Raw genomic sequence first — 24,006 nt, forward strand, 5'->3', positions numbered from 1 at the left:
CCGGACGCCCCCGCCCGGGCCGCGCCGGGGCTGTCCGCGCGCTCAGCGGCCGTCGAGCAGCGGACCCGCCGGGTCGGGGAACGTCTCCCCCGCCAGCTCACGCCGGCGGCGGGCCATCCCCGACAGCGCCTCGAGCACGACCCGGTTGCCCAGCGCGGCCGTGATCTCCGCGTGGTCGTACGGCGGGCTGACCTCGACGACGTCGACGCCGACCACGGGCAGCTCCCGGCAGATCCGACGGACGGCGTCCAGCAGCTGCCGGGAGCTGAGGCCGCCCGGTTCGGGCGTGCCGGTGCCCGGGGCGTGGCCCGGGTCGGCCACGTCGATGTCGACCGACAGGAACACCCCGTCGCAGCCGTCCGTGGCGATGGCGAACGACTCGTCCAGGCAGTCGGTGAGGCCGCGCGACACGATCTCGGTCATCTCGAACGACCGCATCCGCTGCTCGGCCATCCAGGTCAGGGTCTCCGGGCCGGGCCAGTAGCCGCGCAGCCCGATCTGCAGGAACCGGTCGCCGCGCAGGGCGCCGGACTCGATCAGGCGGCGCATCGGCTGGCCGTGACCCCACAGGGACCCGAACTCGATGTCGCCGGTGTCGGCGTGCGCGTCGAAGTGGAGCATCGACACCCGGCCGTCGCCGTGGGCGTCGGCCGTGCCCCGACCGGTGGCGTAGGTGATGGAGTGGTCCCCGCCCAGCACGACGGGCACCGCGCCGGTCGAGGCGATGGCCGCCACGGCCTCACGCAGCCGCGCCAGCGCCGTCTCGACGTCCCCGGGCGGCATCTCGACGTCGCCCGCGTCGCGCACGACGAGGTCCTTCAGCGCGTCCACCCGCAGGGCCAGGCTGGGGCGGGAGCCGTCGTGGCCCAGGTAGTCCGTCGTCCGGATCGCGTAGGGGCCGAACCGGGTGCCGGGCCGGTGGGAGGTGCCGCCGTCGAACGGTGCCCCGAGGACCACGACGTCCGCGCCGGCCATGGTCTGCGGGTCGCGCCAGTCGCAGGTCGGGACACCGAGGAACGTGACGTCGGGCCCGAACTGCGAGCCGAACCGGGGCTGGGTCATGACGCGAGGCTAGACAAGTCCGGGCATCAGGGTGCGGCGCGGCGCAGCACCAGCCAGCCGGCCCCGACGATGACCGCCGTGAGCAGCCCGAACCCGACGACCATCCCCGTGACCGTCTGGGACCCGACCCAGCGCCCGACCGACGGCCACGCGTCCAGCACCGTGACCAGGGCCACCACGGCACCGGGCACGACGACCACCGTCCCGATGCTGATCACCGTCCCGGTGCTGCCCCAGCGCTTGTGGATGGCGGCGAACAGCAGCCCGTCCGCCCACGCCAGCAGGAACACGCTTACCAGGACGAGCCACTCCTGCGCCGGACCGGCCACCCAGGGCGTGAAGACGCCGAAGTAGACCAGCGACGCCCCCCAGCCACCGGTGGCCCCCTCGACCGCCGCCAGGGCCAGCAGGGCGAGACCCGTCCCGGCCCCCACCACCAGGGCGACGAGCAGGTTGGCCTGGTAGAAGCGCGCCCGGGTGACGCTCAGTCCCGACGCGAACGGCCACCACGAGCTGAGGAGAGCGCTGGACATGATCAGCGCGAAGACCGGGATGACCGCCACCCCGCCGCTGGTGAACGAGGTGTCGGCCAGCGTGGCGATGACGAAGTTGATGCTGAACGACAGCGCGAGGATGACCCAGCCGAACACGATCCAGCGCCAGGCGCCCAGCTGCAGGCGGGCGACGTCGAGGACTGCGGTCATCGTCCCGCTCCTTCGTGGAGGTGGCTGCGGCCGAGGTCGGCGTGGGCACCGGGAGAACCGGCGCGAGGCGGACCCGTGCTGGTCCGCACCACGAGCTGCTGCAGCGACATCGGCTCCAGGCCCAGCCCGAGGCGTTCGGCCTCGGCCACGTCGGACGGGGGGAGCGACCAGTCCACGGCGACCCGGACGGTCCCGCCCAGCCGCTCGGTCGCGAGGACGGGTCGCCCGGCCAGCAGCGAGGTGACGGCCCGGTCCGGCCCGGTGACCACGGCGCCGCGGCCGCGCAGGTCGTCGGCGCTCGCGTCGATCACCACCCGGCCGCGGTCGACGACGACGACGTGCTCGAGCAGGTCGGCGACCTCGTCGATCAGGTGGGTCGACAGCACGACGGTGCGGGGGTGCTCGGCGTAGTCGGCCAGCAGCCGGTCGTAGAACAGCTGTCGCGCCACGGCGTCCAACCCCAGGTACGGCTCGTCGAAGAACGTGACGGGCGCCCGTGAGGCGAGCCCCACGACGACCCCGACCGCCGACAGCATGCCGCGGGACAGCTTCGACACCGCGCGCCGGCCGGGCAGCCCGAAGTCCGCCGCCAGGTCACGGGCGTAGGCCTCGTCCCAGCCGGGCAGCACGAGGGCGGCGGCGCGCAGCACCTGGGCCACCCGCATGCCGTCCGGGTACTTCTGGCCCTCGCGGACGAAGCAGGTCCGGGCCAGCACCGGTGCGTTCTCCCACGGGTCCTCCCCCGCGAGCAGGACCCGCCCGGAGGTCGGCCGGAGGTGACCGGTCAGCAGCCGCATGATCGTGGTCTTGCCGGCACCGTTGCGGCCGAGCAGACCCGTGATCGCGTCCTGCGGCAGGGCCGTGCGCACGTCCTGCAGCGCCGGGGTGCCGCGGAAGGACCGCGAGACGTCGACGAGCTCGGCCGCGACCGTGGTGACCGCGCTCACGACTGGCTCCCCGCGTCGTCGAGCATGCGGTGCAGCTGGGCGCGGTCGATGCCCAGGGTCGTGGCCTCGGCGACCATCGGGCGGACGTACTCGGTGAGGAACTCGTCGCGACGGCGCTGGAGCACCTTCTCGCGGGCTCCGGGGACGACGAACATGCCGATACCTCGTCTCTTGGTCAGGATCCCGTCGGCCAGGAGCTGGTGGAGCCCCTTGGCCGCGGTGGCCGGGTTGATGCGGTGGAAGGCGGCGAGCTCGTTGGTCGAGGGCGCCTGGGCGTCCTCGGGCAGCGACCCGTCGACGATGGCCTGCTCCACCAGCTCGGCCACCTGGCGGAAGATCGGTCGGTCGTCATCCACGGCCGATCCTCCTCCCTGGTTCATTACTCATGTAACTAACCATGGAGCCGGTGTTCACCTCGTGTCAAGGGCGCCCGGGTACGGTGCGCGCGTGAGCGTCGGTCCCCCCGCCCTGGCCCGCCGTCTGGGCACCACCGACGCGGTGGTGATCGGGCTGGGCTCGATGATCGGGGCGGGCCTCTTCTCCGCCTTCGCCCCCGCCGCCCAGGCCGCCGGGGCGGGCCTGCTGCCGGCGCTCGGGCTGGCTGCGGTGGTGGCCCTCTGCAACGCCACCTCCTCGGCGCAGCTCGCGGCCCGCTACCCCAGCTCGGGCGGCACGTACCTCTACGGCCGGGAGCGGCTGGGCCCCTGGGCCGGCTTCGTGGCCGGCTGGGGCTTCGTCATCGGCAAGACGGCCAGCTGCGCCGCGATGGCCCTCACGGTCGGCGCCTACGCCGCCCCGCCGGGCTGGGAGCGTCCGGTCGCGGTGGCCGCCGTGGTCCTGCTGGCCGCCGTCAACTACCGCGGCATCACCCGCACCGCACGCCTGACCCGCATCATCGTCACCGTCGTCGTGGCCTGCCTCGTGGTCAGCCTGGTGGCCGCCTGGTCCGGACCGCGGGCCGAGCCGCCCGTGGCGGCCGCCGACCTGGTCGCGGGCGGCTGGTACGGCACGCTGCAGGCCGCGGGCCTGCTGTTCTTCGCGTTCGCCGGCTACGCGCGGATCGCCACCATGGGCGAGGAGGTGCGCGACCCGGCCCGTACCATCCCCCGCGCGATCCTGCTGGCCCTGGGCGGGGCCGCCGCGGTCTACGCCGTCGTGGCCGTCACCCTGCTGGCGACCCTGGGCCCGGACGGTGTCGCGGGCAGCCCGGCCCCGGTGGCCGACGCCGTGGCGGCCGGCCCGTGGCCGTGGGCGGAGACGGTGGTCCGGGTGGGTGCGACGGCCGCGGCGCTGGGGGCCCTGCTCGCCCTGGTCGCCGGCATCGGCCGCACCACGCTCGCGATGGCCCGGGAGGCCGACCTGCCACGGTGGCTGGCCGGGGTCCACCCGGTGCACCGCGTGCCCCACCGGGCCGAGGTGGTCCTCGCCGCGGTCGTGGTGCTGCTGGTGCTCACGGTCGACCTGCGCGACGCCATCGGGTTCTCCTCGTTCGGGGTGCTCGTCTACTACCTCGTGGCCAACCTCAGCGCGCTGGGTCAGCCCGCCGGCGAGCGGCTCTACCCGCGCGCCCTGCAGCTGCTCGGCGCGGCCGCGTGCGTCGTCCTCGTGGTGACGCTGCCCCCGGCCGCCGTGCTGGCGGGGGCGGGCGTCCTGGCGGTCGGGGTCGCGTACCGGTGGCTGCGGCTACGCACCCGGCGCGGCTGAGCGGCGCCCCACCGGCGGCAGGACGCCGCGCCCCTCCCGCGCCTCGAAGACCAGCTGCGTCTCGACCTGGCGCACGACGGGGTGGCTGGTGACGTGCTCCAGCACCAGCGAGCGCAGCCGCTCCGGACCCGGGACGGCGACGTGCAGGTGGAAGTCGTCCTCACCGGCCATGTGCAGGACCGTCAGGACGCCGGGCACCGTGACGAGCCGGTCGAACAGGTCCCCGACCTGGTCCCGGTCGTGGCTGCCGAGACGTACCTTGACCACGGCCTGCAGCGGGCACCCGAGCGAGGCCAGGTCCAGCCGGGCGGTCACCTGACGGATCACCCCGGCGGCCCGCAGCGCCCGGACGCGGTAGGCGCACGTCGACTCCGCCACCCCCACCCGCGCCGCGAGGGCGGCGTTGGTGATGCGGCCGTCCGCGACGAGCTCGGCCAGCACGGCCAGGTCGGTGCCGTCGAGGGCCTGCGGATTCCTCGGCCGGGCGTCGTCGCGTCCGGCCCTGTCCTGCACGTCCTTCACCAGTACCTCCTGCGGCCGTCGGGTTCCGCAGAACATCTTGCCCGCACCTGCTGGTTCGGCGAACCTCACCGCCATGCTCACCGACGACCTGCAGCCCGACTCCGTCGCCGTCCACGCAGGTCGCGAGGACCTGCACGGCCTGGGCGTGCACGCGCTGCCGCTGGACCTGTCCTCGACCAGCCCGTTGCCGGACCTGCTCGCCGGGGGCGAGTCCTACGAGGCGATGGCGCTCGGCGGGCACCCCACGTCGGGAGGCCACGTCTACGCCCGGCTGTGGAACCCGACCGTGGCCCGGTTCGAGCAGGCGCTGGCCCGCCTGGAGCACGCCGAGGCCGCCGTGGCGTTCTCGTCCGGGATGGCGGCGTTCACCGCGACCGTCCTGGCCACCACCCACGACACCGGTCGCCGTCACGTCCTCGCGGTGCGCCCCTTGTACGGCGGCACCGACCACCTGCTCGCGTCCGGGCTGCTGGGCACCGAGGTGACGTACTGCCGCGCCGAGGAGGTCGCCGCGCAGGTCCGCCCCGACACCGCTCTCGTCGTGGTCGAGACCCCGGCCAACCCCACGCTCGAGCTGGTCGACATCCGCCGGCTGGTGGAGGCTGCGGGTGACGTCCCGGTGATGGTGGACAACACCTTCGCCACCCCGGTGCTGCAGAACCCGCTCGACCACGGCGCGGCGCTCGTGCTGCACAGCGCCACCAAGTACCTGGGCGGTCACGGGGACGTCGTGGGCGGGGTGGTCGCCTGCGACGAGACCCGCGCCGAGGGGCTGCGTCGGGTCCGGGCCGTGACGGGCGGGATCCTGCACCCGATGGGGGCCTACCTGCTGCACCGCGGTCTGGCCACGCTCCCGGTCCGGGTCCGCGCGCAGCAGGCCGGCGCGCAGCGGGTCGCGGCGTGGCTGGGACAGCACCCGGACGTGGTGCGGGTGCACTACCCCGGCCTGGACGGCAGCGGGCTGGTCGGTCGGCAGATGCGGGGCCCCGGCGCCATGGTCGCCGCCGAGCTGCGCGGCGGGCACGCCCAGGCCGCCCGGCTGACCTCGTCGGTGATGCTCTTCACCCACGCGGTGTCGTTGGGCGGGGTGGACTCGCTGGTGCAGCACCCGGCGGGTCTGACCCACCGCCCGGTCGCCGCGCACGCGCGCCCGTCGGCGGGTCTGGTGCGGCTGTCGATCGGGCTGGAGGACCCCGACGACCTGGTCGCCGACCTGGACCGTGCCCTGTCCGGCTCCGCCGCGGGCGGACCGGTGGGCCGGCACGCGGACGCCGTGCGGTAGCCGGTTCCCGGTGGGGTCGAACACCTGTTCGAACTGTGCGACCCTGGACGGCATGGCCGGAGGGATGGACAGACGACCCCAGCGCTCCCCCAGCCTGGCCGAGCGGACCGCCGGACGGACCTCGACCGGGCCCGCCGCGGCTCGAGCGTCGGTCCCGCCCACCGCGCCGTCGCCGACCCGGACGGCGCCACCGGCACCCACCGCTGCACCGGCACCCCCCGCGCCACCGGCACCCCCCGTCCAGCGGCACTGCTGGGTCGTCGACGGCGTCACCCCCGACGTCCGGGCCCCCGGCCTGCTCGTCGAGTGGCGCCAGCTGGGGGGCGCGTGGCAGGGCCGGGTCGCCTACGTCGTCGGCGCCGACGACGAGGCCACGCTCGTCGAGGCCTGGCTGCCCGCGTCACAGCTGGTACGCGCCTCTCCCCGCTGAGCCGGACGCGGACCCGCGACGCCGGTGCGTGACCGGTGCGCCCGTCCGGCTCAGGTCGCCCGCCCTGTCGGCCGATGACAGTTCTGCGGCCGGTGATGCGCCGCTGACCGCTACGCCTCGGGACCACCTGCAGGCGACCGCAGCTGGAGGTACGACCGTGGCCAAGATCCTCGTGGTGGACGACGACGCCGACATCCGTGCGCTGGTCGAGACGCGGCTGCGCCGCCTCGGCCACCGCGTCGTGTCCGCAGGGACCGGTGAGGAGGCCCTGGGCGTCATCGCCGAGAAGGGCTCCCCCGACGTCGTCGTGCTGGACGTCCTCATGCCCGGCATGAGCGGCCTGGAGCTGCTCAGCACCATCCGTGAGGACCCCGCCCTCAACCGGGTGCCTGCGATCTTCCTCAGCGGTCGGGTGCTCGAGACCGACATCGAGGCCGGCCGTGCCCTGGGGGCCCGGTACCTGACCAAGCCCGTGGTCCTGTCGGCGCTCGCGTCCGCCGTGGACACCGTCCTGCAGGACGAGGCCGTCGGCGCCGGCAGCTGGTGATCGAGCCTCCCGCCCGCGGCGAGGAGCCCGGTCTGCCGCTACGGGTCCGCAGCCTGCTGACCGTCGGCTCCGCCCTCGCGCTGGTGGGTCTGCTGCTGGTGGGCGGCATCGCCTTCGTCCAGCTGGGGCACCTGTCGCGGCAGTACGAGCCGGTCCTGCAGACCTACGAGGTGGTCGAGGAGCTCGGCATCCTCCAGGCGCAGCTGAGCACGGTGGAGTCCACCCAGCGCGGCTACCTGATCACGGGGCAGCCCTCGTACCTGCAGCGGTACGAGCGATCCCTGCCCGACGTGCAGGACACCCTCGACCGGCTCGAGGCCATGACGGCCGACAACCCGCGTCAGCAGCACCTGCTGGCGGAGCTGGAGGAACCGCTGGAGATGCGGCTCCGCATGCTGGGCGACACCGCGGAGCTGCGACGCACCGACGGCGCCACCGCGGCCCAGGAGGTGGTCTCGGACGGGACCGGGACGCGCGACACGTTGCGCATCCAGGGCCTGCTGGACCAGATGCAGGCCGAGGAGCACCGCCTGCTGGACGAGCGGATCATCACCACGTCCGACGAGGCGGCCGCCACCCGATCCCTGATCGTCCAGCTGGTCCTGGCCGGCGCGCTGCTCGTCGCCGTCGCCGGGTACACCGTGGAGCGCCTGGTGACGGTGCCGGTGGAGCGGGTGACCGCCGCGGCCCTGCGGATCGACGAGGGCGACCTCAGCGAGCCGGCGCTGGTGTCCGGCCCCCGCGAGATCGCCCTCATGGCCACCGCCGTCAACCAGTCCGTCGCGACGATCGCCAACGCCCGCGACCAGGCGCTGCAGGCGACGACGGCCAAGTCGGCGTTCCTGGCGGCCATGAGCCACGAGATCCGCACCCCGATGAACGCCGTCATCGGGATGACGGAGCTGCTGATGGACACCGACCTGGACGCCGAGCAGCGTGACTACATCCAGACCGTCCACGACAGCAGCGACGCCCTGCTGGTCGTCATCAACGACATCCTCGACTTCTCCAAGATCGAGTCGGGGCGCCTCGACCTGGACGACTCCCCGTTCGACCTGCGCGACTGCGTGGAGAGCGCGTTGCGCCTGGTCTCGGTCCCCGCCGGCCTGAAGGGTCTGGAGCTGGTGGTCGACGTGGCCGAGGGCTGCCCGCGCCTGGTCCGTGGCGACGTCACGCGGCTGAAGCAGGTCCTCGTCAACCTGCTCAACAACGCCGTGAAGTTCACCAACGAGGGCGAGGTCGTCATCTCGGCGACCACGACCGCCACCACCGAGCGGATGCACGGGCCCCTGCTGCTGCAGGTCGCCGTGCGCGACACCGGCATCGGCATGTCCGAGGACGTCATGAACCGGTTGTTCCAGCCGTTCAGCCAGGCCGACAGCTCCACCACGCGCCGCTACGGCGGGACCGGGCTGGGCCTGGCCATCAGCCGCCGCCTCGCCCGGGCGATGGGCGGCGACATCAGCGTGGTCAGCGAGGTGTCGCACGGCTCGACGTTCACCCTGCGCGCCGTGCTGCACGGCTGCGTCGACCGCCGGCAGAGCCCCCCGGGCACCGGTGCGGTGCTGCTGGCCGACCGGGCCGCGCTCGTCGTGGACGACAACGCCAACAACCGCCGGGTGCTGCGGCTCAAGCTGATCGGCTGGGGCATGGCCTGCACCGACGTGGGCACCCCGCAGGAGGCGCTGGCCCTGGTCGCGGCCGGGCGCACGTTCGACGTCGCGGTGCTCGACATGCAGATGCCCGTGATGGACGGCGCCCAGCTGGCGGTGGGGCTGCGGGCGCTGCCGGCCGGACGCGACCTGCCCGCCATCCTGCTCACCAGCCTGCCCTGGCGGCCGGGGCCGACCCAGCAGGACCTGTTCACCGCGGTCCTCACCAAGCCGGCCCGGACCGCCGTGCTGCACCGTCACCTGCTCGACGTGCTCGCCCCCGTCCACGCCACCCTCGCCGCCGTGGAGGAGACGGGTGGGCGCCGGGACGGCGAGACCCCAGGCCCGGTGTCCCCCTCGACGCTGCGCATCCTGCTGGCCGAGGACAACCCGACCAACCAGCGCGTGACCCGGCTCATGCTGGCGCGGCTGGGGTACGCGGTCGACATCGTCGCCGACGGGCTGACGGCGGTGCGGGCCGTCACGCGGGAGCGCTACGACGTCGTCCTGATGGACATGCAGATGCCCCGCCTGGACGGCCTGGAGGCCACCCGCCGGATCCGCGACGAGCTGCCCGCGGAGCACCAGCCGTACGTCGTGGCGGTCACCGCGAACGCCATGATGGAGGACCGCGCGGCCTGCACCGAGGCGGGGATGGACGACTACCTGCCCAAGCCCGTGCGCAGCGCGGACCTGCTCGCGGTGCTGCGGGCCGCGCAGCTGCTCGTCACCCGGGACCCGGAGCCCGCCGCCGTCCAGGCGCCGGGAGGCGGACCCGGCGGGCGAGCACCGGAGCCCGACGCGAGCGGCGCCGAGGACCCGGCGGGGGCGGACGGCTCCACGGGCCCTGGTGCACCCGACCGCGAGGCCACGCTGCGCGCCCGCCTCGCCGAGCTGACCGAGCCGGGCTCGCGCGAGGACGACGACCTGCTCGCCGAGCTGCTGCGCTCGTTCCGACGGCGCGCGCCCCACGGGCTGGCCCGGCTGCGCGACGCGCTCGACCAGGACGACGCGGCCGAGGTCGAGACGGTGTCGCACTCGCTCAAGGGCGCGGCCCTCAACATCGGCGCGGACGGCCTGGGGGCGATCTGCGACGAGCTGGAGCAGCACGGTCGCGGCGGCACCCTGACCGCGCTGGCCCCGACGCTGCGTCGGGCCGAGCAGGAGGTCGCCTCGCTCGACCCGGTGCTCGCGGCCCTGGCCGAGGAGCTCCAGCGCTGAGTACGAGATCCCGCTCCGGCTGCTCCTGAGGGGCGACACGAGCGGAGGTCGGCGGATGAGCGACGAGCAGACGGACCACGTCGGGGACGACCGGGACGAGGGCGCCCGCCTGGAGCAGGCGGGCGCCCGGTGGCAGCGCCGCGTCACCGAGCGGGAGCACAAGCGCGCAGCCCTGCAGGTCGGGGACTACGTCGACGCCGACACCCCGGAACGGTTGGCCCGCTGGGTCGACCGGCACCGCCGGTGGCTGGACGTGCTCGACCCCGGTGGCGACGCGACCGGTGACGTCGGGCGGCTGGAGCGCCTGGGCGTGGACCCGGCCGTGCACCAGGACGCGCCGCTGCGCCGCGAGGACGTCAGCAACGAGCTGGTGGAGCGGGTGATCGGCGCGACCCGGGACCTGCTGTCGGTGGAGTTCTTCGAGATGGGCCTCCTGGCGGCCCGGTGCGTGGGCCTGGTCGTCACCCGCAACCAGCCCAACGGCACCGGGTTCCTGGTCGCGCCGGGGCTGATGCTCACCAACGAGCACGTCCTGCGGACGGCCGGGGAGGCCGCGCTGAGCACGCTCGAGCTCGACTTCGAGGACAACCGGGTCGGCGAGCGCAAGCAGACGCAGGTCTTCGACCTGGACCCCGGGCGGTTCTTCTACGCCCACCGCGACCTGGACTTCGCCCTGGTGGCGGTGCGGGGCGAGTCACGCACCGGGGCGCAGCTGGACGGCTACAGCGTCCTGCCCCTGATCGGGGAGGAGGGCAAGGTCCGCATCGGTGAGGCGGTCAACGTCGTCCAGCACCCGTCCGGCCGGGTCAAGCAGGTCGCGATCCGCAACAACCGGCTCGTGGACCTGCCCGAGGGCGAGGGCATGAGCGCGTTCTTCCACTACGAGGCGGACACCGAGAAGGGGTCGTCCGGGTCGCCGGTGTTCAACGACTTCTGGGAGGTCGTGGCCCTGCACCACAGCGCGGTCCCGGCCACCGACGACCAGGGCCGGCTGGTGGGCGCGGACGGTCGACCGCTGGGGGCGGCCGACAGCTCCCAGTACGTCTGGGTGGCCAACGAGGGCATCCGGGTGTCCCGCATCGTCGCCGCGGTCCGCGACGCGGACCTGCCCCCGCAGATGCACCAGGTCCGGGACCTGGCGCTGCGGACGTGGCAGTGGCGGGGCGAGCCGCACGTGGCCGCCGACGCCCCGCTGACACCGGTGTCCGGAGGACGGGCGACGGGCGAGCAGGAGCCGGCGGCCGCCGCCCCCACCCCGTCCGGGGCCGTGGTCGAGGCGTCGGTCGAGTCAGCAGGAGCGGCACCGGCCCCGGCCACCCCGACCGCGCAGGTGGTCGAGGTGACGGTCCCCGTCCGGCTGCGCATCACGGTCGAGGCCGGCCAGCCGACCTCGACGTCGACCTCGACCTGAGCCCCCGACCCGGCCGGTACGTATCGCCGGGGACGCATCCCACTCCTGCTGGGCGTGCCCCGCCGCGGGGCGCAGACCTGCTTGACGGAGGTGTGCCATGGAGCTCGAGTCCCTGCCCGAAGAGGTAGTCGCGTCCCTGGAGGTGAGGGACGCCTGGCGACGCCGGACGGCGCAGCGCTCGGCCGCGCTGGAGTTCGTCGTCTCCGACCTGGCGCGCTGGCACCCCTCACGACCGGTCCGGGTGGCGTTCCTGGACGGCGACACCGCGCTGCACGCCGACATCGTCGCCGCCACGGCGCAGATCACCGACGCCTGCGGGCTCGTCCTGGACTTCGGTCACGACGAGGCCACCGGCGCCTACAGACGCTGGACCGAGCAGGACACGGAGTACGCGGCGGAGATCCGCGTGAGCTTCGACCTGGGGGGCTACTTCTCGCTGGTGGGCACCGACAGCAACGACCCCACGCTCGGGCGTCCCGGCGACGCCGTCGGCGGGGGCCCCGGCATGCGCAGCCTCAACCTGGGCGGCTACGTCGACGGCCGGCCGGGCGACTGGGAGGGCACGGTCCGGCACGAGTTCCTGCACGCGCTGGCCTTCCACCACGCCCACCAGAACCTGCGGGGCCCGTGCGCGGACGACTTCCGCTGGGAGGACGACGAGGGCTACGAGCCGACGACGAACGCGCGCGGCGTGTTCGTGCCGGACTCCGCGGGCCGCTCCCCCGGCATCTACACCTACCTGGCCGGCCAGCCCAACCGCTGGTCCCGGGCCAAGGTCGACCACAACCTCAAGGTCAACACCGGGGACGACGTCGTCGTGGGGCCGTTCGACCCCGACTCGGTGATGCTCTACCAGTTCGAGCCGTTCTTCTACCGGACGTCGCCCAGCGCCTGCGCCCCCACCGGCAACGGCATCGACCTGTCCGAGGGCGACAAGCGCGGGCTGCAGCTGCTGTACCCGAGCACGGGCGACGTGGACGACGACACCCGCCGCAAGGCGTCGGCGGCGCTGACCGAGCTGGTGCGCGAGCAGGCGTCGGAGTCCACCGGCGGCGCGTCGTCGCCGTACGGCCAACGGGTCATGGACCTGCTGTCCGGCTGGTCGGGCTAGGCCTCAGGCGGCTTCGAAGGGCGAGGCGTACCCGGTGACGTCGGCCAGCGCCGCCTCGGCGTCGTCACCGCCCAGCCGGTCCCGCTCGGCGGCGACGACGTCGGCCAGCAGCCGCACGTCCCCCGGCGTAGCGAGGCCGGTGACCCCGTCCTGGGCGAGCACCCACGACACCGCCGCCCGCACCGCGGCGGCCTCGGTCAGCGGCTCGTACCAGGTGGTGAACGCCTGGCCCTTCTCCTGCCCCGACGGCCAGGGTCGTCGGGCCACGGTCTTGATGACCATCAGCCCTGCGTCCTGCCGGGCCACCTCCTCGCGCAGGGCCGAGAACGCGTCGCGGAACGCGGCGTCGCGCCAGAGCAGGGCGTTGAGCGGGGTCAGGACGGTGGCGAACGGGTACCGACGCAGCGCCTGGAGGTGCGTGGCCGCGGCGTCGGGCCCGTGCCCGGTGATGCCGACCGCACCGACCAGCCCCTCCTCCTGCGCCTGGACGGCCGCCTCGAGCGCGCCGCCCGGGCGGGTGACGCGGTCGAGCTCGGCGACGTCGCCGACGGCGTGCAGCTGCAGCAGGTCGACCCGGTCGGTCCGCAGCCGCTCCAGCGACGCCTCGATCTGACGGCGGGCGGGGGCCGCGTCGCGCAGCCCCGTCTTGGTCGCCAGGAACACCTTCGGGCGCAGCTCGGCCATGCACGCGCCGAGGCGCAGCTCGGCGTCGCCGTAGTCCGCGGCCACGTCGACGTGGTTGATGCCGGCGTCCAGCAGCTGCTGCACGGCCCGGTCGGCGACGTCCTGGCTGACGTCGCTGAGCGCGGCGGCACCGTAGACCAGCACCGAGCTCTGGTGGTCGAGGCGGCCGAGCCGTCGGGTCTCCATACCGCTGGTCTACCACCACGGGGGCGGCAGGGCGCCTTCAGCGCACCGGCTCGTAGACCAGGTGCACGACTCCGTGGTCGAAGCGGTGCTGCTCGACCAGGCGCAGGCCCAGCCGCAGCCCGGGCGGCAGCCACGGCGTGCCACCGCCGACCACGACCGGGTTGACGTAGTACTCGAGCACGTCCACGAGACCCGCCCGCAGCGCCTGCGCCGCGAGATCCGGTCCGCCGATGCTGACGTCGCCGTCGGCCTCGGCCACGTAGCGCCGCACCCAGGCGGGGTCGAAGTCCCGGTGCAGCGTGGTCCGCGACGTCTCCACGGCGGGCAGGCTCCGGGAGAACACCTCCTTGGGGCGACCGCGCCACTGCACGCCGTACTGCGCCTCGACATCGGTGACCTCCGGCGAGGTCCCGTAGGTCTCCCAGACCTTCATCACCTCGTACAGGCGCCGGCCGTAGAGCTCGGCCGAGACGGCCCGGTCCCGTTCGTTCAGGTAGGCGTGGACCTCGTCGTCGGGGGCGCTCCAGTCGAAGTCGCCCCGGTCGTCCGCGACGAACCCGTCCAGGGACCCGATGCCGGCGTAGACGAGACGTCCCACAGGAGGCCCTCCGATCGCGGTCGACGTGTCCACATGGTGACGGGGTGGGCGACCGGGAACAACGCCCCCGCCCCGGCCCGGACGGCGGACACGGTCCGCGATAGGTTCCTGCGGGTGGCCGAGGGAGCAGCGAGGCGCGGCCGTCCGGTCGAGCGCCGCGGCCTGACGGGCCTGACCGCCGAGCTCCTCACCGTCGGCGTCGACATCGGTGGCACGAAGATCGCGGCCGGGTGCGTGACGGCCGACGGCGTGGTCGTCGACCGCACCCGCCGGCGCACCCCCGGCCTGAGCACGGCGCCCTCCGTCGTGGAGGACACGATCCTCGACGCGGTCGACGAGCTCGCCGGGCGCAACCGGGTCCACGCGGTCGGCATCGCCGCCGCAGGCTTCGTGGCCGCGGACCGGCGCACCGTCCTGTTCGCCCCGCACCTGTCGTGGCGGCGGGAGCCGCTGCGCGACGCCCTGTACCGACGGCTGCGCCTGCCCGTCGTGGTGGAGAACGACGCCAACGCCTCCGCCTGGGGCGAGTGGCGCTTCGGCGCGGGCCGGGGCGAGGACCAGCTGCTGGTCGTCAACCTCGGCACGGGCATCGGCGGGGCCGTGGTCGTCGGGGGCCTGCTGCAGCGGGGCAGGTTCGGCCTCGCCGGCGAGTTCGGGCACATGCAGGTCGTCCCCGGGGGCCACCGGTGCGAGTGCGGCAACCGGGGTTGCTGGGAGCAGTACGCGAGCGGCAACGCGCTCGTGCGCGAGGCCCGGTCGCTCGCGGCCAGCGGCTCCCCCATGGCCCACGCGCTGCTGCAGGCCGCCGACGGCGACCCCAGCCGCATCACCGGACCGCTGGTGAGCGAGGTCGCCGGCTCCGGCGACCCGGCCGCGGCCGAGCTGTTCGCCGAGGTCGGCCAGTGGCTGGGCGTCGGCGTCGCGAACCTCGTCGCGGCCTACGACCCTGGTCGCGTCGTCATCGGCGGCGGCGTGTCCGAGGCCGGTGACCTGCTGCTCGCACCGACGAGGCGCGCCTTCCGCGCCTCGCTGACCGGCCGGGGGTTCCGGCCCGAGGCGGAGGTCGTGGCGGCCAGCCTCGGCAACGACGCGGGCGTGGTGGGCGCGGCCGACCTGGCCCGCCCGTTCGCCCGCAGGCTCGCCCGGGCCCGCTACCGGCGGGAGCAGGCACGCGGCGCCGCAGACGCACGCCGTGCTGGACGCAGCGGCTGAGCCCCGCACGCGGCCGCGGGCACACGGAGACCCTCCGTACCGGCGGGTACCCCGCAGCGAGGCCGGGTGGGAGGAGCCCTACAGGGCCGAACTCGGAACCGAGCCGGTCGTGGGGGCTCGACCCCCGTCACGCGCTGCGGCGTCCCCGCGGCTCGGCCCCTCGGGCGAGCCCTGCCCCGACCTCATGACCACCCCCCGACCGGCGACCACAGCGGCCGCGGCGATGGCGGTGGTGACGGGGATGGCGAGGATCATGCCGATGGACCCGACGGCGGTGCGGGCGATCTCCTCCGCGATCGCTCCTGAGGTGAGCACCTGCTCCAACGGCTGGTCGAACATCCCCAGCAGCAGCATGGTCGGCAGGGCGGCCCCGGCGTAGGCGAACGCGATGGTGTAGACGGTCGAGGCCAGGTGGTCCCGCCCGACCCGCATGCCGCTGCGGAACAGCTCGGCGAAGCGGGCCCCCGGGGCCAGGGTCTTGATCTCCCAGACGGAGGAGACCTGGGTGATGGTGACGTCGTTGAGGATGCCGAGCCCGGCCACCACCAGACCGCAGAGCACGATGCCGCGGAGGTCGGCCCCGGTGGTCATGGTGCTCAGGACGTAGGCGTCCTCGTCGGTCAGGCCCGTCAGGCTCGCCGCCGAGGACACCCACACCGCCAGCCCCGTGGTCGCCAGCAGGCCGAACACGGTGCCCAGCAACGCGGCCGTGGTGCGGGTGGAGAACCCGTGGGCCAGGTACAGCACGGCGGTCATCAGCGGGATCGACACGCAGACGGCGACCAGCACCGGGTTCTCGCCCTGCCGCAGGGCGGGGATCACGACGTAGGCCAGCGCCAGGTAGGTCAGGGCCAGACCGCCGATGGCCGCCGCACCCTGCTTGCGCCCGATGGCGACCACGAACAGGACGAACGTCCCGACGAGCACCAGCAGCGCGCGGGAACGGTCGAAGTCCACCCACGAGTACACGACCTCGCCCGGGTCGGCCTCGACCACCGTCGTCTCCACCACCACCACGGCGTTGCGCCCCAGCACCACCCGCTGCCCCTCCGCGATGCCGGACTGGAAGACCTGCGGCGGCAGCGGGACCCGCACCACCTCGCCCTGCTCGGGCCCGGACAGGATGCGGACGTCCGCCCCCGCGCAGAGGTTCGACTGGGGGATCGACCCGTCCGCCAGCAGGTCGGTGGGCGCCCCCTCGCAGATCTCGCCCGAGGTCGACAGCACCTCACCCGGGAGCTGCTCGTTCTGCGACATGTCGACGAACCCGGCCTCCGGCGCACCCGTGCCCCGGGGCGCCGCGTCCTGCGACGGCCAGACCACGACGAGCCCGACGGCGGACGCCAGCAGGAACGGCAGGAGGACGAGCAGCATGACGACCAGGGGCCGCCGGCTCTCGACGCCACCGTCGACGGCTTCGGCGCCGTGGCGTCCGCTCATCGTGGGCCGCCTCGACGGCGGCGCCTCAGGGGTGTCGAGCGGTCGGCTGGGCCGGTCGGCGGGTGCGTCACGGCAGGTAGTGTCCCGCGCCGTCCCCGGGAACCAGGGCCGGGCCACCGTGATGTCGACCCACGACCGGGCCTGCCCGTGCGGTCCCGGGCCGGCGGCGAGCCGTACCCTGGGGTGGTGCAGCTGTGTGAGCCCCGGGGCGGGACGGTGACCCGGTGGGGTCGTCTGCTCGTCCTGCTCGTGTTCGCGGCGGGCTTCTTCACGATGCACGGGTTCCTCGCGGTGTCCGCCTCGGCGCACACCCACCTCGGGCAGCAGCACGGCCTCGCCACCGACGTCCTCAGCCACACGGACGCCACCGCGGGAGGGCCTGCTCCCTCGGGGGTCGCGGCGGCCCACCCGGGGGCCACGGGCGCCGTCCTGACCCTGGCACCTGGTCGACCGGAGCCCGCAGAGCACCACGACCTCGTCGCGGGCTGCGTCGTGGCCCTGGTCGGCGTCGGGCTGGCCGGGCTCGCCCTGCTGCTCCTGCGCCGACGCACGGCCGGTGAGGACCTGCGGACGCCGGCCTCGGGCTCGATCGGCTTGATCGGTCCCTCGGCGGCGTGGTGGTCACCGCCACGCGTCGCCCTCTGCGTCATCCGGGTGTGACCGGGCCCGGCGACCACGCCGGCACGCCCCGTCCGCACACCCGTTCCTGACGACAGGAGAACCACCATGACCACGCCGCGACGCGGCGCGGCAGCCCTCACGGCTGCCGTGACCCTGACCCTCGTCCTCGCTGCCTGCGGGGACGACACCACGTCGACCTCCGCCGAGGACGTCCCGACTGCGGCCGCTGAGGTGGCCGAGGCCCACAACGAGGCGGACATCACCTTCGCCCAGGGCATGATCCCCCACCACCGGCAGGCGGTGATGATGTCCGCGCTCGCCGCGGACCGCACCGACGACCCGGACGTCCTCGAGCTGGCCGGCGAGATCTCCGCCGCCCAGGAGCCCGAGATCCAGACCATGACCGCCTTCCTGGACGCCTGGGGCGCTGACGGCCCCATGGGCGGGTCGTCCGAGATGCCCGTGGACGAGATGGAGGGCATGGACCACAGCAGCATGGACGCCGACGAGATGGAGGGCATGGGCATGGAGGGCATGTCCGGGATGATGACGCCGCAGCAGATGGCCGACCTCTCCGCCGCCGAGGGGGCCGAGTTCGACCAGATGTTCCTGGCGATGATGATCGAGCACCACGAGGGTGCCGTGGAGATGGCCGACACGCTGCTCGACGACGGTGAGAACCCGGACGCCCGGGCCCTCGCCGAGGACATCATCGAGGCCCAGGAGTCCGAGATCACCCGGATGCAGGACCTGCTCGACGCGTCATGAAGCGCGGACGGGTGTCGCACGCATCGCGTGCGCTGGTCCCGTCCCTGCTGGGTTCGGTCGCCCTCCTGCTCGCCGGTTGTGCCGGCGGACAGGAGCGCGCCGACCCGGCAGCCGGGTCCACCGACCCCGGGATGGGTCATGTCCACGGCCTCGGCGTCGACCCGACGTCGGGTGACGTCCTGGCGGCCGCCCACACCGGCCTGTTCCGGCTGGTCGACGGCGAGCCGCCGGTGAGGGTCGCCGACCGGTGGCAGGACACGATGGGGTTCGCCGTCGACGGGGACCGGCTGCTGGGCAGCGGGCACCCCGACCTGCGGGAGGACCTCCCGGCTCACCTCGGTCTGATCGAGAGCACCGACGCCGGGCAGACGTGGACGTCGGTGTCGCTGCTGGGTGAGGCGGACCTCCACGCCCTCACCGTGGGCAGGTCCGGCAGCGCGGACGTGTTCGGCTGGGACAGCGTGAGCGGCGCCGTCCTGTCCAGCGGGGACGGCGGGCTCACCTGGCAGCACGGTGAGTCGTTCGAGGCCGTCTCCGACCTCGGCGTCGCCCCCGACGGGACAACGCTGCTCGCCACCACCGTCGAGGGCCTGCTCGCGAGCACCGATCGCGGCATCTCTTTCGCCCCGTTCTCCCCGCAACCGCCGGTCCTGCTGTCCCAGGTCGAGACCATCACCGGGAGCACGACCGGGCTGGCCGGGGTGGGCGTCGACGGCACCGTCTGGCAGCTGGTCGAGAAGTCCTGGGGCCGAGCCGGCGTCCTGCCCGCCGCGCCGGCCGCCTTCGCGGTCACCCAGGAGGGCAGCTACCTCGCGGCCACCGAGCAGGAGGTCCTTCGTTCCGACGACGAGGGACGGACCTGGGACCGGCTCGCCCTCCTCAGCACCGGCGGCGGATCGTGACGCATCCGGGTGCACGTCCGGCCGGCCGCAGGCTGCGACCGCCCGCCGGAACCGGGGTGCTGCTCGCCGGCGTCGTGGTGTGCCTGCTGCTGGTGGGGGCCGTGCTGCTCGGTTCACGTGGCCCCGGACCGTTGGACCAGCCGGACGCCGCGTCGCAACGGGACGGGCTCGTCCTCGACGGCCCGAGGGTGGACCCTCTCGTGGCGGGGGTGCACCTGCGCGACGTCCCGAACGTCCTGCTGTTCGTCCGGGCGCCCCCCGACGCCGACCTGCTCGACTCCTGGCGCCACTCGATACCGGCCGCCGCGCAGGTGACCGTCGTGGTCCAGGGCCACCCCCGCGCGACAGCCGAGCAGGACGGGGACGCCACCACCAGGCCTCCCGCAGGCGGCCGGCCCGGCCTCGTGAGCGTGGTCGAGGACCCGGACGAGCTGCTCGCCGCGGCGGTCCGGCTCCCCGAGCCCGTCGACGGCGGCCCGGGCATCGGCTACGCGGTGGTCGACCCCGCCGGGGTGGTCCGGTACTCCACCCTGGACCCGTCCTGGCCGGACAACGCCTTCGAGGTCACCACCATCCTCGGGTCCGCCCCGTGACCGCCGACCTCCCACCGGCCCTGCGGCCGCTGACCCTGGCCGTGCAAGCCGCGGTCCTCGTGGTGGCCGAGGTGGTCCTGTACCGGACCTACACCGGCCACGACGCGGCGTTCCACTGGTCCACGCACTTCCTCGTCGCGGTGATCATCACCGTGGTGTGGCACGCGGTGCACCTGCGGTGGCGCGGCCGCCCCGCCCCGGCCCAGCTGCTGACCGTGCTCGGGTTCCACGTGGTGGCCATGGCCCCGGACCTGCTGTTCCGGGCCGGGGCCGCGCACGAGCGGTGGATGGACGTGTTCCTCGGCCACATCAGCAGCCACCACGTCCCCGGCGGGGACCGCACCTGGCTGGCGCTGGCCGTCCTCGCGGTCCTGGCCTACAGCTGGCAGCTGCGCCGCTGGCTGACCCCCGCCCCGGCCCGGCAACCCGCACCCGGAGGGACCCGATGACCGTCCTGCCCGCCCTGGTCGACCTGCCCCAGCTGCTCGCGGCCGCCACCCCCGGGATCCCCAGCCCCTCCCAGGGGACCTGGTACCTGTGGGTCCTCCCGATCCGGGCCTACGCGCTGCTCATCCTCATGGGCATCGTGGTCGGCGGCTGGCTCGCGAACCGACGCTGGGTCGCCCGGGGCGGTCAGCCCGGCACCGTCGTCGACGTCCTGGTGTGGGCCGTGCCGGGCGGCATCGTCGGCGCCCGCGCCTACCACGTGCTGTCCCGGCTGCAGGACTACGTCGGCCCCGGCCGTGACCCCTGGGACGTCCTCCGCGTCTGGGAGGGCGGCCTCGCCATCTTCGGCGGGCTCATCGGTGGCGGCCTCGCCGCCTGGTACGCCTGTCGCCGCCGCGGCATCCCCCTGCCCGCCTTCGCCGACGCCCTCGCCCCCGGCATCGCCGTCGGCCAGGCCTTCGGCCGCTGGGGCAACTACGTCAACCAGGAGATCTACGGCACCCCCACCACCCTGCCGTGGGGGCTGCGCATCGACCCCGAGAACCGCCCGAGCGCCCACCCCGACGCGGAGACCTTCCACCCGACGTTCCTCTACGAGTCGCTGTGGAGCCTGCTCACGGCAGCGGTCGTGATCTGGGCCGACCGCCGTTTCCGGCTCGGCCACGGCCGGGCGTTCGCGCTCTACCTGGCCATGTACGGCACGGCCCGGGCCCTGCTGGAGCTGTTGCGCACCGACGAGGCCAACCTCGTCCTCGGGATGCGGGTCAACCAGCTCACCGCCCTTCTCGTCGTCGTCCTGGCCGTGGCGTACATCGTGGTCAGCAACCACCGGCGACCGGGCCGGGAGACCGACGTCGAGCCGCGTCGGGCGTCGGCCCACCCCAGCCCCGACGGGCTGGGCCTCCCCCCGGCGAAGGCCGTCCGGCCGGCCGACGGGACGAACGTCAGGACGGGACCTCACGCGCTCGACGAGCAGCCGGGGCCGGGGCCGCACCCGCCGCCGGGCTGACGGCCGACGGACCGTGGACCGTCGGTCGGGGGTCACTCGTCGCCCGACGCCTGCCGACGCGGTCGACCCGACTCGCTCATGGTGCGCCAGAACGTCCGGGCCCAGACGGCGTGGCCGCGGTCGTTGGGGTGGAACGCGTCGGCCGCGGTCTGGGTCAGCATCGCGGACCACCCCTCGCCGCGGAGCTCCTCGTTGAGGGGCACGACCACCAGGCCCGCGTCCTGGGCGGCGGTGCGCACGATGCCGGCCGCCTGGGCGGAGTCCGTCTCCCGGTGCCCGTGCATGAAGTACGGCACGTCGGCGACGAACGTGCCCGCGGGCAGACCCGCGACGAGGCGGGCCACGTCGGCCTCGAACCGGGCACGCTGGTAGCCGATGACGTCGTTGCCGCCGACGGCCACCGTCACGAGGTCCGCGTCCAGGGCTCGCACCTGCGGCAGCTGCTGGTCCACGACGTCCGCGACCTTCGCCCCGGACGAGCTGAGGTTGACGACCAGGACCGGCTCCCCGGTGGCCCGGCGGAGCTGCTCGGCCAGCCGCCCGACGTACCCGTTCTCGGGGGAGGTGGCACCGACACCCTGAGCCGCGGAGTCGCCCAGGGCGACGTAGACCAGGCCACCGCTGTCCCCCCGGGGCTGCGACCAGTACCTGCTGGCCCGGGCGACGCTCCTCTGCACCTGCACCAGCCGGACCGACCACACCGCGAGGGCCACGGAGGCCAGCCCCGCCAGCCCCGCGGGCAGGGGGTGCTGCCGCACCCACCTCCCGCCACGGGACCTGCTGCCCGCCCACCGGCTCATGTCCGGGACGCCGAGGTGGTGGACGGCGTGGGCCGATGCTCCTCGAGGCCCTGGAGCTGCACCCGGCGCAGCAGCTGGGCGTTCAGGGCGACGACGACCGTGGAGGCGCTCATCAGCACGGCGCCCAGGGCCATCGGCAGCACGAACCCCACGGGGGCGAGGACGCCGGCGGCGAGCGGGATGGCGACGATGTTGTAGCCCGCCGCCCACCACAGGTTCTGGACCATCTTGCGGTAGGTCGCGGCCGACAGGGTGCGGATGGCGAGCACCGCGCGGGGGTCGTCGGAGGCCAGGACGATCCCGGCGGACTGCACCGCGACCGCGGTGCCGGCGCCGATGGCGATCCCGACGTCGGCCCGGGACAGCGCGGGGGCGTCGTTGACGCCGTCACCGACCATCGCCACGCTCAGCCCCCGGGCCTGGAGCTCGGCGACCTTGGCGTCCTTGTCCTGCGGCAGGACCTCGGCGAACACCTCGTCGATGCCGAGCTCCCGGCCGACGGCGTCGGCGACGGAGCGGGCGTCGCCGGTCACCATGGCCACCATGACCCCGCTGTCCTGCAGGGCCTTGACGGCGTCGCGGGAGACGTCGCGGATCTCGTCCTCGAGCGCCACGGCTCCGACGACCTGGGAGTCCCGGACCACGTGCAGGACGGCTGCACCGCGGGCGACCCACGGCTGCGCCCAGGCGACGAGCTCGTCGGGGACCTCCAGCGCCAGCTCACGCAGCAGGGCCGGGCCCCCGACGGAGGCGGTGCGGCCCTCGACGTCGGCCTGCACCCCGCGCCCGGTCAGCGACCGGAACCCGGTCGCGCTCGGCAGGTCGCCCAGCGTCTGGACCGCGTGGACGCGGATGGCCCGGGCGAGCGGGTGCTCGGAGTCCCCCTCCACCGCCCCGGCCAGGCGCAGCACCTCGGTCACCTCGTGCCCGGGGGCCGCGCCGACCCCGGCCACCACGTGCTGGCCGCGGGTGAGGGTGCCGGTCTTGTCGAAGAGGACGGCGTCGATGGTCCGCATCCGCTCCAGGGCGATCCGGTCGGTGACCAGGATCCCGGACCGGGACGACTTCGCGGTGGAGATGGCCGTCACCAGGGGTATCGCCAGGCCCAGGGCATGGGGGCAGGCGATCACCAGGACCGTGACGGTGCGGTCGACGGCGAACGCCGGCTCCCCCAGCAGGGTCCAGACCAGGGCCGTCGTCGCACCGGAGGCCAGGGCGACGTAGAACAGCAGCGCGGCCGCCCGGTCGGCGAGGGCCTGCGCGCGGGAGCGGGACGACTGGGCCTTCTCGATGAGCCGCCGGATCCCGGCCAGCGAGGTGTCGTCGCCGATCGCCGTGACCCTCACCCGCAGGCTGGAGTCGGCGAGGACGGTGCCGGCGACGACCGCGTCCCCGGTGGACCGGCTGACCGGGGTGGACTCCCCGGTGATCATCGACTCGTCCACGTCCGCGGTGCCGTCGGCGACCACGCCGTCAGCCGGGACCCGGGCCCCGGGCCGCACGAGCACGACGTCACCCGGGTTCAGGTCACCGGTCGGCACCGTCTCGGTGCTGCCGTCGGGCCGCAGCCGGTCGGCCTCGTCCGGCAGCAGCTCCTCCAGCGCGGCGAGGGCCCCCTGGGCCTGGCCGATGGCCCGCATCTCGATCCAGTGCCCCAGCAGCATGATGGCGATCAGCAGGGCCAGCTCCCACCACACCTCCTGGTCGAACACCCCCAGGGCGGTGGCCATCGACGCCACGTAGGCGACGGTGATCGCGAGGCTGATCAGCAGCATCATCCCGGGGCGGCGGGACCGCAGCTCGCCCAGGCCGCCGGTCAGGAACGGCCAGCCGCCGTAGAAGAAGACGACCGACCCCAGGACGGGGCCGATGAGCTCCTGACCGGGCACCTCCGGCGCCGTGTACCCGAGCAGCATCTGCACGTGGTGCGACCAGACGACCACCGGGACGGCCAGGACCAGCGTCAGCCAGAACCGGTCGCGGAACTGCGCCGCGTGGTCCCCGTGGCCACCGCCGTGCCCGCCGTGGCCGCCCGTCTGCTGCTCCGTGCGGGCCGGCGGAGCGTGGTCGTCCTCGTGGCTCGCGGCGTCCTGCCCGTCCCGGGCGTGCTCGCGGTGCGTGTGGGTCATGATGGCTCCCGCTCGTCGTCGATA

24 protein-coding genes are annotated in these 24,006 nt (G+C 74.5%); 14 read left to right on the forward strand and 10 right to left on the reverse strand.

Going from position 1 to position 24,006, the window contains the following annotated elements; translation table 11 throughout:
- Window positions 1-42: 42 nt before the first annotated feature.
- The 4 genes from speB to ACR80Q_RS06105 are packed head-to-tail and all read right to left on the reverse strand — an operon-like array spanning window position 43 to window position 3,069.
- Entirely contained in the window at window positions 43-1,062 is a 1,020-nt protein-coding gene (gene speB, locus ACR80Q_RS06090) for an agmatinase (protein ID WP_435376685.1), read from the reverse strand.
- A 26-nt stretch (window positions 1,063-1,088) separates the two neighbouring features.
- A complete protein-coding gene (locus ACR80Q_RS06095; RefSeq protein WP_435376686.1) occupies window positions 1,089-1,766 on the reverse strand; it encodes a hypothetical protein in 678 nt (225 codons plus the stop codon).
- A complete protein-coding gene (locus ACR80Q_RS06100; RefSeq protein ID WP_435376687.1) occupies window positions 1,763-2,713 on the reverse strand; it encodes an ATP-binding cassette domain-containing protein in 951 nt (316 codons plus the stop codon). Before ACR80Q_RS06100 ends, ACR80Q_RS06095 begins: the two co-directional genes overlap by 4 nt.
- Complete coding sequence (locus ACR80Q_RS06105) at window positions 2,710-3,069, reverse strand: GntR family transcriptional regulator (RefSeq protein WP_435376688.1); 360 nt, start codon at window positions 3,067-3,069, stop codon at window positions 2,710-2,712. Before ACR80Q_RS06105 ends, ACR80Q_RS06100 begins: the two co-directional genes overlap by 4 nt.
- Before the next feature lie 163 nt (window positions 3,070-3,232).
- Here ACR80Q_RS06105 and ACR80Q_RS06110 point away from each other — a divergent pair, with 163 nt between their 5' ends.
- Complete coding sequence (locus ACR80Q_RS06110; protein ID WP_435376805.1) at window positions 3,233-4,417, forward strand: APC family permease; 1,185 nt, start codon at window positions 3,233-3,235, stop codon at window positions 4,415-4,417.
- On the opposite strand, the gene ACR80Q_RS06115 is transcribed toward ACR80Q_RS06110, so the two are convergent.
- The gene (locus ACR80Q_RS06115; RefSeq protein ID WP_435376689.1) at window positions 4,397-4,939 is read right to left on the reverse strand and encodes an Lrp/AsnC family transcriptional regulator; all 543 of its coding nucleotides are present in this window, start codon (window positions 4,937-4,939) and stop codon (window positions 4,397-4,399) included. The two genes, ACR80Q_RS06110 and ACR80Q_RS06115, sit on opposite strands and share 21 nt — an antisense overlap.
- A gap of 73 nt (window positions 4,940-5,012) precedes the next feature.
- Here ACR80Q_RS06115 and ACR80Q_RS06120 point away from each other — a divergent pair, with 73 nt between their 5' ends.
- From ACR80Q_RS06120 to ACR80Q_RS06145, 6 genes are all read left to right on the forward strand, one after another.
- Window positions 5,013-6,221: a trans-sulfuration enzyme family protein gene (locus tag ACR80Q_RS06120; RefSeq protein ID WP_435376690.1), complete on the forward strand. Its 1,209-nt coding sequence runs from the start codon at window positions 5,013-5,015 to the stop codon at window positions 6,219-6,221.
- Between the two features lie 64 nt (window positions 6,222-6,285).
- Window positions 6,286-6,651 carry a hypothetical protein gene (locus ACR80Q_RS06125; RefSeq protein WP_435376691.1) on the forward strand — a complete coding sequence of 122 codons (366 nt, stop codon included), beginning with the start codon at window positions 6,286-6,288 and terminating at the stop codon, window positions 6,649-6,651.
- A gap of 157 nt (window positions 6,652-6,808) precedes the next feature.
- A complete protein-coding gene (locus ACR80Q_RS06130; protein WP_435376692.1) occupies window positions 6,809-7,198 on the forward strand; it encodes a response regulator in 390 nt (129 codons plus the stop codon).
- Complete coding sequence (locus ACR80Q_RS06135) at window positions 7,195-10,071, forward strand: hybrid sensor histidine kinase/response regulator (protein ID WP_435376693.1); 2,877 nt, start codon at window positions 7,195-7,197, stop codon at window positions 10,069-10,071. The genes ACR80Q_RS06130 and ACR80Q_RS06135 overlap by 4 nt, the downstream gene beginning before the upstream one ends.
- 55 nt (window positions 10,072-10,126) lie before the next feature.
- Complete coding sequence (locus ACR80Q_RS06140) at window positions 10,127-11,482, forward strand: trypsin-like peptidase domain-containing protein (RefSeq protein WP_435376694.1); 1,356 nt, start codon at window positions 10,127-10,129, stop codon at window positions 11,480-11,482.
- A 97-nt stretch (window positions 11,483-11,579) separates the two neighbouring features.
- On the forward strand, window positions 11,580-12,593 hold the full coding sequence (locus ACR80Q_RS06145) for a zinc metalloprotease (RefSeq protein WP_435376695.1): 1,014 nt from the start codon (window positions 11,580-11,582) through the stop codon (window positions 12,591-12,593).
- Window positions 12,594-12,596: 3 nt separating this feature from the next.
- Here ACR80Q_RS06145 and ACR80Q_RS06150 read toward each other — a convergent pair whose 3' ends face one another.
- Complete coding sequence (locus ACR80Q_RS06150; protein WP_435376696.1) at window positions 12,597-13,463, reverse strand: aldo/keto reductase; 867 nt, start codon at window positions 13,461-13,463, stop codon at window positions 12,597-12,599.
- 37 nt (window positions 13,464-13,500) lie between these two features.
- Window positions 13,501-14,061, reverse strand: coding sequence for a dihydrofolate reductase family protein (locus ACR80Q_RS06155; protein ID WP_435376697.1), 561 nt, complete (start codon window positions 14,059-14,061; stop codon window positions 13,501-13,503).
- 33 nt (window positions 14,062-14,094) lie between these two features.
- On the opposite strand from ACR80Q_RS06155, the gene ACR80Q_RS06160 reads away from it, so the two are divergent.
- The gene (locus ACR80Q_RS06160) at window positions 14,095-15,273 is read left to right on the forward strand and encodes an ROK family glucokinase (protein WP_435376698.1); all 1,179 of its coding nucleotides are present in this window, start codon (window positions 14,095-14,097) and stop codon (window positions 15,271-15,273) included.
- 78 nt (window positions 15,274-15,351) lie between these two features.
- Here ACR80Q_RS06160 and ACR80Q_RS06165 read toward each other — a convergent pair whose 3' ends face one another.
- Window positions 15,352-16,713, reverse strand: a complete 1,362-nt coding sequence (locus ACR80Q_RS06165; RefSeq protein WP_435376699.1) for a YibE/F family protein — start codon at window positions 16,711-16,713, stop codon at window positions 15,352-15,354.
- Between the two features lie 186 nt (window positions 16,714-16,899).
- Here ACR80Q_RS06165 and ACR80Q_RS06170 point away from each other — a divergent pair, with 186 nt between their 5' ends.
- The 6 genes from ACR80Q_RS06170 (at window position 16,900) to lgt (ending at window position 21,053) form a co-directional block, all read left to right on the forward strand.
- On the forward strand, window positions 16,900-17,373 hold the full coding sequence (locus tag ACR80Q_RS06170) for a hypothetical protein (RefSeq protein ID WP_435376700.1): 474 nt from the start codon (window positions 16,900-16,902) through the stop codon (window positions 17,371-17,373).
- A gap of 66 nt (window positions 17,374-17,439) precedes the next feature.
- Window positions 17,440-18,102: a DUF305 domain-containing protein gene (locus ACR80Q_RS06175; RefSeq protein WP_435376701.1), complete on the forward strand. Its 663-nt coding sequence runs from the start codon at window positions 17,440-17,442 to the stop codon at window positions 18,100-18,102.
- Window positions 18,099-19,004, forward strand: a complete 906-nt coding sequence (locus tag ACR80Q_RS06180; protein WP_435376702.1) for a F510_1955 family glycosylhydrolase — start codon at window positions 18,099-18,101, stop codon at window positions 19,002-19,004. The genes ACR80Q_RS06175 and ACR80Q_RS06180 overlap by 4 nt, the downstream gene beginning before the upstream one ends.
- Window positions 19,005-19,060: 56 nt before the next feature.
- Window positions 19,061-19,597, forward strand: coding sequence for a hypothetical protein (locus ACR80Q_RS06185; protein ID WP_435376703.1), 537 nt, complete (start codon window positions 19,061-19,063; stop codon window positions 19,595-19,597).
- A complete protein-coding gene (locus ACR80Q_RS06190) occupies window positions 19,594-20,046 on the forward strand; it encodes a hypothetical protein (RefSeq protein WP_435376704.1) in 453 nt (150 codons plus the stop codon). The genes ACR80Q_RS06185 and ACR80Q_RS06190 overlap by 4 nt, the downstream gene beginning before the upstream one ends.
- The gene (gene lgt / locus ACR80Q_RS06195; protein ID WP_435376705.1) at window positions 20,043-21,053 is read left to right on the forward strand and encodes a prolipoprotein diacylglyceryl transferase; all 1,011 of its coding nucleotides are present in this window, start codon (window positions 20,043-20,045) and stop codon (window positions 21,051-21,053) included. Before ACR80Q_RS06190 ends, lgt begins: the two co-directional genes overlap by 4 nt.
- 32 nt (window positions 21,054-21,085) lie before the next feature.
- Here the strand turns inward: lgt and ACR80Q_RS06200 are convergent, their stop codons facing one another.
- Entirely contained in the window at window positions 21,086-21,811 is a 726-nt protein-coding gene (locus tag ACR80Q_RS06200) for an SGNH/GDSL hydrolase family protein (RefSeq protein ID WP_435376706.1), read from the reverse strand.
- Window positions 21,812-21,849: 38 nt separating this feature from the next.
- Window positions 21,850-23,982, reverse strand: coding sequence for a heavy metal translocating P-type ATPase (locus ACR80Q_RS06205; RefSeq protein ID WP_435376707.1), 2,133 nt, complete (start codon window positions 23,980-23,982; stop codon window positions 21,850-21,852).
- Between the last annotated feature and the right edge of the window lie 24 nt (window positions 23,983-24,006).

The sequence above is a fragment of the Aquipuribacter aurantiacus genome, from assembly GCF_051216895.1.
Taxonomy (GTDB): Bacteria; Actinomycetota; Actinomycetes; order Actinomycetales; family JBBAYJ01; genus Aquipuribacter.